Source organism: Microcoleus sp. SVA1B4, from assembly GCF_036700545.1.
GTDB lineage: Bacteria > Cyanobacteriota > Cyanobacteriia > Cyanobacteriales > Microcoleaceae > Microcoleus.
Map to the genome: position 1 here is coordinate 26,615 of NZ_JAUBPB010000046.1, position 10,973 is coordinate 37,587.

Sequence of the window (10,973 nt, forward strand, 5' to 3'; positions counted from 1 at the left end):
TCAGGAAATTAGAGGTACAAGATGATGAAACTTATAGTTGCACAGAAACACATAAATTTAGCAAGTTTGATAGTAGTTGCTTTGAGTGCGATCGTAGCATTATCTGGAACTAGCCTCGGAGTGAAGGCCGCAGAAGTGCGATCGGGAAACAGAACGTTTGCTGATTGGTGTCGCGAAAAAGCTTCCTTGAGTCCTGAAGTTAAACATACAGTTGAAGTGCTGTTGGAGAAAGCAGGAGCCACTGAGTGCGATGAAGCTAATCAGAAACTTTCGAGTCTCGCAAACCTCAGCCTCGAAAACAATCAAATCAGCGACATCAAACCCCTAGCATCCTTGACTAACCTGAGTGTACTATCCCTCGACAACAATCAAATTATAGACATTAAACCGCTAGCATCCTTGACTAACCTGAAAGGGCTGAGCTTGAACGACAATCAAATTATAGACATCAAACCGCTAGCATCCTTGACTAACCTGACTGAGATCCTCCTCAGCGACAATAAAATCAGCGACATCAAACCGCTAGAATCTTTGACTAATCTAACTTGGCTGTTCCTCAGCGACAATCAAATTATAGACATCAAACCGCTAGAATCCTTGACTAACCTGACTGTGCTCCCTCTCAAAAACAATCAAATCAAAGATATCAAACCGCTAGAATCCTTGACTAAACTGACTAGGCTGTTCCTCAGCGACAATGAAATCAGCGACATCAAACCGCTAGAATCCTTGACTAACCTGACTGTTCTCGGTCTCAACACCAATAAAATCAGCGAGATCAAACCCTTACAATCCTTGAATAAACTGGATTATCTCGATCTCGACAACAATAAAATCAGCGACATCAAACCCTTAGAATTATTGACTAAATTGACTAAACTACACCTCATAAATAATCAAATCAGTGACATTAAACCTTTGCAATTCTTGACAGAATTGCGTGCTTTATATCTCAACGAAAATCCAATTTATCCCAAAACTTGTCCTCTCAAGCCAGAGTCTATCTGTAAGTGGTAACTCTAGAATTAAATGCTAAAACTTTCCCACAGTTCGGAAATAGGGTGTAATTTGCCTTCTTTAATTTGCTGGAGGGAGTTACAGAGGCTGGCTAAGACGAGTTCGGCAGGATCGTCATCGGGATCTGCGGGCGGGGGGACAATATGGCGACTGATTAATAGTTGGTAGAAGTCGTCCACAGACATTACAGCAAGTTGAGCGGATCGATCGAGACTGAGGCTGTGCTGCTGATAAAGTACGATCGCCAATTCTATCCTCACATCGGCTTCAGTCAGGGGGAGATTGTCGGGAAGGTCGATCGTAATTTGCATGATTTATAGTACATTTTAATTTCAATTGTCTCTGAAGTGCGATCTTACAGATTCATTAAACTTTGATTCATTGTTTCTGCCTGTTCCTAACTTTTACAGCTATTGTGCAAAAGGCATTTGGGAAGTCGCAATGAGTAACGTGCAGGCTGCTCAATTACTAGCAGTTGCCTTGACTGAGCACAACTCAGGTGAAGCGGCATGAAATAGGGTGAATTCAACAACAGATGATAGGGCTAAGATGTGCCGAAAAGTACCCTTCCTCCCATCCCCAAAATAATTTAACTAGATTTTGCGGCGGCAATCGCTGGATTCTGCATAGTTAATGACTTACCGCAACTATCTGGTATTGTATCAGAGCAATTAACTACGAAATCACTACCGTCAATCCTGCTTTCAACAGTGTCAGTAATTGAAAATACAAAGACTTGCCACCGCCCGTCGGGATGACAATCATCATATCCAGTTTTTGTAAAGCAGGTTCGACAATTTCCTGAGTTGGTTGTTGGATTCTACACTATTCCATGCTTTTGGAGAACCAATACACTGAGTGCGATCGCACAAAATTCCTTAAGCAGAGAAACCGATACTTTTAATCGGGGTTTAGATTGATAGTGATGGGTAGCGATAGTGATGGGTTTAGGCCATCACAGAAGTCACCCCCAAATGGAAGACCGTTATCAATAGCAAAACTTTCCATCTTACTTTAATCCGTTATATACCCAGACCAGAGGGTCAATTAATTGCTTGAATTGCTGCTACAAATTAACAGCCATCAATATTTCTTTACCACGATCCGGCCCTGGATTTCACAAACAAGCGTCGAAAATTGATGGTTTTTGAGTTGTGAATGTCAATTTCTGTGTATATATACGTATACCGGACACAACACCTGCCTCGCCCAGCTTCACAGAATCTTCACAAATATCCGTATAATTACTGTAGGTTTATAAAGATTACGTAAAGATTGCCCTTAAAGGTAGCCAAAACCACGATTCTGTAAGTTAAACTGAGAGCCAGCCAAAACCACACTTACGTAATCACCACAAAATCCTGAAAAAACGCAATTTTATATATCCTAAAGGCGTTGAAGGGATGCCGTAACTAAGAGGTGTTAGTCGGACATATCGACAAACAGTTTGTAAGCCAACTAGGTTGCAACTAAACCAATAAAAATCGCTCATAACCGGGTTAGTTGCCATTCAAAAAAAATGAAACAAATTTTTGACAGGGTAAGTTATGAAAAAAAATTTAGGGGTTAAAAATCAAATTTTTAAAACCCGAGAAGCCTTGGAAAATTTCCCGGCTATTCAGAAAATTTTCGAGGAAGTCGGTGCAGGGCAGACTTTAGTGGCGAAATTAAATACAGCCTGTGAAATTTGCGAGTTTCAACTCGGAGATGAAATCACTCAATATCAAACATCAGATAGCAACAATTTCCTTGAAAAAGAACAGAGCGATTCCCTACGGGATAGCTTCGCTTCACGCAATTTTTATTTAGTTTGCGAGGGAAGAGTCAGGCTGCTAGCGGTAGAAGCGTCGCAACAGCAGGAAATTTCGGCGGTGGTACTGGAAGTCGGAGCAATATTTGGGACAGATAACCTATTTATTGAAAGCGGACTGCCTTACAGGGCAATTGCGGCTGGGACTTGCCAAATCGGTCGAATTGCGGCCACCACATTGGAGCTGATTTTAGAAGAATTCCAGCAACTGCAACAGCACTGGCGGCAAGAATTTCAAGAGCGACAGCGGTTAATATTTTTCAAGACACAAACAGATTTGCGATCGCTCCCTCCCCACAAACAACAGCTTCTGTGGCCCCACTTACTTCCTTACACAGAAGAAAGCCGAATTCCTGCCGGAGTTTCCCTCGCTGAGCACTGCCAAAACTCCAACAATCATTTTTGGCTCCGCAGCGGTCAAATTCAAGGTCAAGCACCGCCAATTCTCGGCAGTAAATGGGAACATTCAGATGTAAAGAGCGACTGGATAGCGGTAACAGACCTGATAATTTACCAGCTTAGCAGCGAACAGTGGGAAATCGCCAACGCCACAATTAGTTCCGAAAGCAATTCCCGCCCTAAAATCATCCGCAAACCTCCAATTTTAAGCTTAGTAACGCCGCCCCAAAAGGCCAGCTCTACCTCACAAACCGAGCCATCAAAATTAACCGCAGTCGATCGGCAAAAACCCGCAACCGGAATCATCAGCTTTCCCAAACCCAAGCAGCGGCGCTGGTTTATCAGCAGACACCCATTCATTCAACAACAGAGTTCAGCAGATTGTGGAGCTACTTGCTTAGCCATGATTAGCGAATATTGGGGTAAGAAATTCAGCCTAAATTACTTGCGGGAATTGGCAGAAATCGGCCGCAGTGGCGCGTCGCTCAAGAGTCTGGCAAAAGCAGCGGAAAGGATGGGATTTCAAACCCGTCCCGTGCGAGCTTCTTTAACTCCGCTGCGAAATCAAAATCCCTGGATTGCTCACTGGCAAGGCAATCACTACGTGGCAGTTTATCGCTTTAAAAATCAACAGGTTTTAGTGGCTGATCCGGCTGCGGGCAAGCGGTGGATGAGCATTAAAATTTTTACCGAAAATTGGACTGGGTACGCCCTAATTTTAGACCCGACAGCGGAACTATACCGCAATCACACTGCCGAACATCAAGGTATCAAACTTAAAAATTTTGTAGGCATAGTCTGGCCCTACCGGGCTGCGATCGCCCAAATTCTGATCCTCTCCTTGTTGCTCCAATTATTTGGTTTAGTTACTCCCCTATTTACCCAAGTAATTCTCGATCAAGTGGTTGTCAGTAAAAGCGTAGTAACTCTGCACGTTTTTGCGATCGGACTGCTGTTGTTTAGTGTTTGGCGAACGCTGTTGGGTGCAACGAGACAGTATTTGCTGGATTATTTGTCGAACCGCATTGACTTGACTTTAATTAGCGGCTTTATCAGTCACACTCTCACTTTGCCGATTAAGTTTTTTGAATCTCGTCAGGTGGGCGATATCTTGACGCGGGTTCAGGAAAATCAAAAAATTCAGGCATTTTTGACTCGCCAAGCTATTACGGCTTGGTTGGATGCTTTGATGGCTGTGGTTTACATCGGACTGATGGTTTACTATAACTGGCGTCTGGCGTTGTTGGTGCTGGCGTTGATTCCGCCGATCGTGATTTTGACTTTAGTTGCAACTCCCTTTCTGCGAAAAGTGTCGCGGGAGATTTTTACCGAAAGTGCCAAGCAAAATTCATCTTTGGTGGAAATGATTACTGGGGTGGCGACGGTTAAGGCAACTGCTGCTGAGCGAGAAATGCGCTGGCGCTGGGAAGACCAATTAACCTGCATGATTAATGCTAAATTTCGCGGGCAGAAGTTGGCTAATTCTTTGCAGGCGATCGGGGGTGGGATTAATACTTTGGGCAGCACGGCTTTGCTGTGGTACGGGGCAATGCTGGTGATTCAAGACGAGTTGACGATCGGTCAATTTGTGGCTTTTAATATGATGATTGGGAGCGTGATTTCTCCTGTGCTTTCAGTGGTGGGACTTTGGGATGAGTTTCAAGAAGTGTTGGTTTCGATCGAGCGTTTGGATGATGTATTCTCTGCCCAACCTGAAGAAAGCCCTTACAAGCCAATGCTGGTGCTGCCTCGCATTCAGGGAAACGTTAAGTTTGACAATGTTTCTTTCCGTTATGCTCAGGATGAGGAACGCAATACGCTGCAAAATCTTTCCTTTGAGGTGCAAGCTGGAGAAACTGTGGCAATTGTCGGCCGCAGCGGTTCGGGTAAGAGCACTTTGGTAAAGCTGCTGCAAGGTTTCTATTATCCAGAAAAGGGGCGGCTGACAATTGACGGCCACGATATTCGGCACATTTCTTTGCAGTCGCTGCGAGTTCAGTTGGGTGTTGTTCCTCAAGATTGTTTCTTGTTTTCGGGAACGATTTTGGAAAATATTACGTTGTATAAAAACGGAAGCGATGCTGCTTCTGCAAGCTTGGAAGAGGCGATAGAAGTGGCGAAGCTAGCAGAAGCTCATGCTTTTATTCAAGATATGCCGCTGGGTTATCAAACTCCTGTGGGGGAAAGGGGAACGAGTTTGTCTGGGGGCCAGCGACAACGAATTGCGATCGCCCGCGCTCTTTTGGGTGATCCCCGGATTTTGGTTTTGGATGAAGCAACTTCTTCGTTGGATACCGAATCTGAGCGCAGGTTTCAGCAAAATCTCGCCCGCATTAGTCGCGATCGCACTGCGTTTATTATCGCTCATCGGTTGTCTACGGTGCGTAATGCCGATCGAATTTTGGTTCTAGACAAAGGCATTTTAGCCGAACAAGGCAACCACGACGAATTGATGGCTGAACGCGGACTTTACTATCACCTCGCTCAGCAACAACTCGATATTTAAGTCATTAGTCATTAGTCATTAGTTATTGGTCATTAGTCATTAGTCATTGGTCATTAGTCATTAGTCATTGGTCATTAGTCATTAGCAAGACAAGGCTAAAGATAATTTTCATATCATGTCCGATCGATTAACCATAATATCCCGGTCGGGCGGGTTTTTGAGATTGTCAATTATTGGCAGGTATTGTTGGTGAGGGGAGCCCCTACAAAAATCGCGATCGCTCGACCGGACATGATATCACTTACTTCTGACTCCTGACTGATAGCTCCTAACAACTCCCAACTGCCAACAGTCAACAGACTAATTTGGAGGAAAGACAATGTTTTCAGAAGATGCCAAAGAATTAGGCCACGCTCCTAACGAAATAGGCGAAGTTTATGGGGGCGTAGCTTCTAGGCAAGAAAACGAAATCCGAAAAAAAGAGCGCTCTTTAGAAGTTGTCGAATCTCAAAATCGCTCTTCTCAAACTCATGACGGTATCAATATTGCAAAATTACAGTTACGACAGCCTGATGCGAATAATTGGTCTACTTCTTTGCACTCGGTACTCGACCAGCCGCCAGTATCTTTTCCCCAGCGGTTGATATTAGGAGGAATGGTTTTTTCCGTAGCTTTTGGAGCGTGGGCAACTTTGGGAAAAATTGACGAGGTTGGTCATGCTCAGGGCAAATTAGTTCCCAAAGGCGCTGTTTACAAAATTCACCCGACGGAGACGGGAAAAATTATTAACCTCGCTATCAAAGAAGGTCAAAAAATCAAAGCTGGACAATTATTGGCGGAATTAGACCCGTCGAATGCCGAGAGCGAGGTGGAGCGTCTTGAGAAAATTCTGGACGCTGATCGAATTCAATTGGTGCAGCAGATGAGTTCGATCGAGAGAACTAAACTGGAAGTTGAAGCGAGCCAAGCTATTGCTGCTGCAGAGCAGCGGGGGGCTGAAGCTGCGATCGCCCGTGCTAGCGCTTCAGCGGCCACCACGCAGTCTCAAATCGAGCAATTGCAAGCAGATGTAGTGTCTCAGCAAGCGCGGCAACAACAGCTCAAACCTCTGGAAAAGGATGTGCAAGACTTGCTCTCGCAACTGAAAACAGATATTAACTCCCAGCAAGGGCGGCGCGATCAGGTGAAACCATTGCAACGCAAGACTCAAGAATTGCTGACGCAATTGCAAGCAAAAGTGGTGGCTCACAAAGAGCGGATCGCGCGTCTCAAACCTTTGGTAGATGAAGGAGCACTGTCAAAAGACGTATTGTTTCAAGCTGAGGAAGCTCTGCGGGAAAGCGAAAATGCCGTGATTAGAAGCCAGTTGGGAGAGACAACTCAGGCTGACGATCGCGCCTTTGAAGTCGAGCAAACCGTTCGCGACAGGCAAAGTGCTGCCATCAGGAGTCAACTGTCTGATGCAACTGGGGTTAAGGAAAGGTTGTTTGAAGTCGAGCAAAATTTGCGCGATCGAACTAGCGCCATTTCTAGAACCCAAGGTGAATTAACTCAACAACTGGCAGAAGTCGATCGACTGCAAGCCGAAGCCGCCAGCAAACAAGCTGCAGCGCGCCAAATGCAGTTAGAAAAAGAGCAAAAAATTCAGCAGTTGGAAATGCAATTAAATCAAGTCAAATCCAAAATTGCCGAAACCCAAACCCTGCTCGTTCAAGCCAAAAATCAGCTCAAACAAAGATTTCTCTACGCACCCGTCAGCGGAGTGATTTCCGCACTCAACATTCACAACAAAGGCGAAGTAGTTCAACCGGGTCAAACTATTGCAGAAATGACTCCGAATCATGCTCCTCTGGTGCTGGAAGTCAGTTTGCCGAACCGAGAAGCGGGATTTGTCAAAACCGGAATGCCGGTGCAAGTCAAATTCGATGCTTTTCCTTATCAAAATTACGGCGTGATTCCGGGAAAAGTTTTATCTATTTCGCCGGATGCCAAAACAGACGAGCGATTGGGTGTTTTTTACCGGGTGGAAGTGAGTATCGATAGAGACTCAGTGAAAGCCAAAAACCAAACCTGGAAACTCAAAGCTGGCCAAACAGCTACTGCGGAAATTGTCATCCGCCAGCGCAGCATAGCCGACATTTTGCTTGACCCTCTCAAGCAGCTACAAAAGGGTGGCATGAGTTTGTAGAACTTAGTTAAGTGGTTGTTGTCCTTTGTCACTCTCTATACACAAAACAGGATAAAATAATGACTTCCCAATTTCACCATTCTGCCAATCATTCCCAAGTTGGAATCAAACCAGAACAATTGGATGAGATAATTTCAGCCATCCTGGCAGGAAAGTATTCTTGGGCTTGTTTTTTACTTTTGCGGTGCACGGGTTACAACCCTCTCGACTATATCCCTTACCGTACTTCCAACCGCTTGCTTAAGGAAAACAGTCAAATCAGCAAGTCGAGTAAATCGGAAACTAAGCCTGCATTGGGTAAAATTGCTGATTTAGATTATGTGGAAGTGGTGAGGGAAAAACGAGCCGGAGTTCGAGGGGGTTATGTAACAGAGGCTTTTACCGAGTTGCACTCAGATACCGCAGGTTTTGGACTTGAAGTCAAGGAAGGGCAATATCTCTCGATGCCGAAGGTTGAGTGTTTGCCAATTCCAAGTCAAGGATTTTTTGCGGGATTTAAGACGCGCTTGTTTAATTTGGCGGGTAAGTAATTTAGTCGAGAGATCGACAACCCGATTGCGGGCGTTGGGTGTACCAGTTTTTTGGTTGACTCACCGCGGGCGATCGGGTTTTTCAGTATCGAACATCCGCACTTCCGATAAATCTGCCAAAATGGCAACACTTTGTGGCGATCGTACCTAATACTTTGTTAAGTAGGTCAACCTAAAAAAAGGGAATACCCAGATAAGCTGTTCGGCATTTAAAGGACTTGCGTAAGGTGCGTCAGCATCTAAGGTTTTCCGTTTCAGCGTAAGGGTTCACTCCTGACGCACCCTACTAGCCTCGTTACTGGTTTAAATGCTCCACAGCTTACCCGACTTCTTTAAGAAGTCGGGTATCTAAGATAATAACCTTTTACGTTGACTCAATCTCAAATCTCAAATCTCAAATCTCAAATCGGTTGACCTGTAATTCCTGCGGTTTAGCCTGGGCAGTCTTTATCTATACAAGTTATCAATTGAGCTAAATAGTACAATCTTCCAGTCTCGTTAATAAACTCTAAAACGAGGCTGATTTTTGTATTTCAAAATACCTCGATTTTTTGTAGCTTTTGGACAAATAATTTACAAATATTCATGAATTTAAATTTACATTTTAATTTTCACAAATCTGCCAAATTGGCAACACAGCTCTAATTAGTCCAGATATATTAGGTACATCGAAAGCAAACAAGATTGCTTCGAGCAAGCACTTAACCAACAAGGGAAAAAACCATGATTATCTCTGACCTGAACCATGTCGAAGTTGTTTCCGAAGCAACCAGAATCGAAGGCGGTTTCACTGAATTTGATTTGATTGTCGGCCTAGTTTCATTCGGTTCATTCACTGCTGGCGTAGCATATGGCAACATAGCAGTAGCCGACGCTAGTGCCGGTGCGATCGGTTATGGCTCATTTACCAAGGCTGCTACCAGCACATTTACGACTCCTGTATCGAGTTCATCCGGTGCATTTTCCGTATCGGTTTCCGATTAGGAATCAGTCGCCCGCTGCTGCTAGTAGAATAAGTCCGAACTGCTGGCAGCAAAACGATAGAATTACACAGTTTTTTAGTCAAACAAACCTGCAATAGTAAAGGCAAAAAACCATGATTATCTCAGATCTGAACCATGTAGAAGTTGTTTCCGAAGCAACCAGAATCGAAGGCGGTTTCACTGAATTTGATTTGATTGTCGGCCTAGTTTCATTCGGTTCATTCACTGCTGGCGTAGCATATGGCAACATAGCAGTAGCCGACGCTAGTGCCGGTGCGATCGGTTATGGCTCATTTACCAAGGCTGCTACCAGCACATTTACGACTCCTGTATCGAGTTCATCCGGTGCATTTTCCGTATCGGTTTCCGATTAGGAATCAGTCGCCCGCTGCTAGTAGAATAAGTCCGAACTGCTGGCAGCGGAACGAGATAATTACACCTTTTTCGAGTCAAAATTACAGCCGTATCCAAGAATAATCAGATAAAGGTAAAAATCAATGACTATTGAGGATTTAACATATTTGGAGAAAGTTTCTGACGAAGGCAATATTGTTGGCGGTTTTGCTTCAGTAGATATCAGTGTTTTTAGCTCCGCGATCGGTGACTTCACCTCAACTGCTGCTAATTCTCAGTCTTGGGCAGTATCTTCGCCTTACGGTGGTTCTCTAGCGGTTGGTTACGGTCAGGTATTTGCGATCGCCTACACTCCCCCGTCATTTCCCAAGTTCCGAAACTAGATTCCGTGAATAATAGAAATTAAATAATTTTTATTATCTCGATAGGGTAATGAAATCACAATAAAAATGTATAGCTCCATTGCTTTGACCCAGAGCAATCTTCAGTTGATTTATCAAGCTTAAAACAAATTTTAAGGAGATTAACAGCGATGCCTCAATTAGACGCATCTGCTCCTCCTACCCTAACGGTCGGTAGCAGCAGTCCAAGTGGCTCTAGCTTGTTAGCGGGTGGAACTGGTGCAAGTAATAGTGAACTTACTAACTATTCAGCATCTTCAGAACCAGCCCCAACAGCTAACATTTCTACTCCCAGCGAGGTTTCAGGAGGCAGCAGCAGTTCTGCCAAATCCACTTCATCCACTTCGGACAGCGGTGCAGGGAGTACAAGTAGTGCGACAGGTACTTCTCCAACGGGAGAATCTAGCAACAGCAGCCAAACAGTCTATACTCCGGGAGCCACCTCCAGCAGCGGTAGCGCTACAGCTACAGCCTCGGCGGGGGCTTCTCCGACGACAAGTGCCACAACTTCAGCCCCGGCAGCAACACCAACACCAGCACCAACACCAGCACCAGCACCAGCACCTGCACCTGCACCGTTAGGAGACAGCAGCGGTGCCAGCAGCAGCGCGACAGCGACTTCTCCGACAGGGAACAGCAGCAGCACCAGCACTCAGACAGCATCGACTCCCGGCGACACTTCTAGCAGTGCGAGCGCCTCAGCTAGCAGCGGTTTAGATGCTCCGCCAACTACTAGCGCCACAGCCCCAGCACCAGCGCCAACACCAACACCAGCACCAGCACCTGCACCTGCACCGTTAGGAGACAGCAGCGGTGCCAGCAGCAGCGCGACAGCGACTTCTCCG

General features: G+C 45.2%; 9 protein-coding genes and 1 pseudogene. 8 read left to right on the forward strand and 2 right to left on the reverse strand.

Translation table 11 applies throughout. From position 1 onward, the window contains the following. Positions 1-21 precede the first annotated feature (21 nt). A complete protein-coding gene (locus tag QT987_RS19825; RefSeq protein WP_333243271.1) occupies positions 22-1,017 on the forward strand; it encodes a leucine-rich repeat domain-containing protein in 996 nt (331 codons plus the stop codon). A gap of 8 nt (positions 1,018-1,025) precedes the next feature. On the opposite strand, the gene QT987_RS19830 is transcribed toward QT987_RS19825, so the two are convergent. Next, positions 1,026-1,328 (reverse strand): UPF0175 family protein, encoded by a 303-nt coding sequence (locus QT987_RS19830; RefSeq protein WP_333243274.1) that lies wholly within the window; start codon positions 1,326-1,328, stop codon positions 1,026-1,028. Positions 1,329-2,564: 1,236 nt separating this feature from the next. Here QT987_RS19830 and QT987_RS19835 point away from each other — a divergent pair. Beyond that, positions 2,565-5,732: an ABC transporter transmembrane domain-containing protein gene (locus QT987_RS19835; RefSeq protein WP_333243277.1), complete on the forward strand. Its 3,168-nt coding sequence runs from the start codon at positions 2,565-2,567 to the stop codon at positions 5,730-5,732. Between the two features lie 170 nt (positions 5,733-5,902). Here the strand turns inward: QT987_RS19835 and QT987_RS19840 are convergent, their stop codons facing one another. After that, positions 5,903-6,052 carry a hypothetical protein gene (locus QT987_RS19840; RefSeq protein ID WP_333054973.1) on the reverse strand — a complete coding sequence of 50 codons (150 nt, stop codon included), beginning with the start codon at positions 6,050-6,052 and terminating at the stop codon, positions 5,903-5,905. On the opposite strand from QT987_RS19840, the gene QT987_RS19845 reads away from it, so the two are divergent. From QT987_RS19845 to QT987_RS19870, 6 genes and pseudogenes are all read left to right on the forward strand, one after another. After that, positions 6,052-7,860, forward strand: coding sequence for an HlyD family efflux transporter periplasmic adaptor subunit (locus QT987_RS19845; RefSeq protein ID WP_333243280.1), 1,809 nt, complete (start codon positions 6,052-6,054; stop codon positions 7,858-7,860). The genes QT987_RS19840 and QT987_RS19845 overlap by 1 nt on opposite strands. Positions 7,861-7,919: 59 nt before the next feature. Next, entirely contained in the window at positions 7,920-8,390 is a 471-nt protein-coding gene (locus QT987_RS19850; RefSeq protein WP_333243283.1) for a HetP family heterocyst commitment protein, read from the forward strand. A 723-nt stretch (positions 8,391-9,113) separates the two neighbouring features. Beyond that, positions 9,114-9,374, forward strand: a complete 261-nt coding sequence (locus tag QT987_RS19855) for a hypothetical protein (RefSeq protein WP_333243285.1) — start codon at positions 9,114-9,116, stop codon at positions 9,372-9,374. Positions 9,375-9,486: 112 nt separating this feature from the next. After that, positions 9,487-9,747: a hypothetical protein gene (locus tag QT987_RS19860; protein ID WP_333243285.1), complete on the forward strand. Its 261-nt coding sequence runs from the start codon at positions 9,487-9,489 to the stop codon at positions 9,745-9,747. A gap of 123 nt (positions 9,748-9,870) precedes the next feature. Next, positions 9,871-10,110: a hypothetical protein gene (locus QT987_RS19865; RefSeq protein ID WP_333243288.1), complete on the forward strand. Its 240-nt coding sequence runs from the start codon at positions 9,871-9,873 to the stop codon at positions 10,108-10,110. Between the two features lie 149 nt (positions 10,111-10,259). After that, positions 10,260-10,973, forward strand: a pseudogene (locus QT987_RS19870) (hypothetical protein); the annotation flags it as partial.

Coding starts and splice junctions, on each gene's coding strand:
- QT987_RS19860 (WP_333243285.1), top strand. CDS start 9,487: ATGATTATCTCAGATCTGAACCATGTAGAAGTTGTTTCCGAAGCAACC.
- QT987_RS19825 (WP_333243271.1), top strand. CDS start 22: ATGATGAAACTTATAGTTGCACAGAAACACATAAATTTAGCAAGTTTG.
- QT987_RS19845 (WP_333243280.1), top strand. CDS start 6,052: ATGTTTTCAGAAGATGCCAAAGAATTAGGCCACGCTCCTAACGAAATA.
- QT987_RS19850 (WP_333243283.1), top strand. CDS start 7,920: ATGACTTCCCAATTTCACCATTCTGCCAATCATTCCCAAGTTGGAATC.
- QT987_RS19830 (WP_333243274.1), bottom strand. CDS start 1,328: ATGCAAATTACGATCGACCTTCCCGACAATCTCCCCCTGACTGAAGCC.
- QT987_RS19855 (WP_333243285.1), top strand. CDS start 9,114: ATGATTATCTCTGACCTGAACCATGTCGAAGTTGTTTCCGAAGCAACC.
- QT987_RS19865 (WP_333243288.1), top strand. CDS start 9,871: ATGACTATTGAGGATTTAACATATTTGGAGAAAGTTTCTGACGAAGGC.
- QT987_RS19835 (WP_333243277.1), top strand. CDS start 2,565: ATGAAAAAAAATTTAGGGGTTAAAAATCAAATTTTTAAAACCCGAGAA.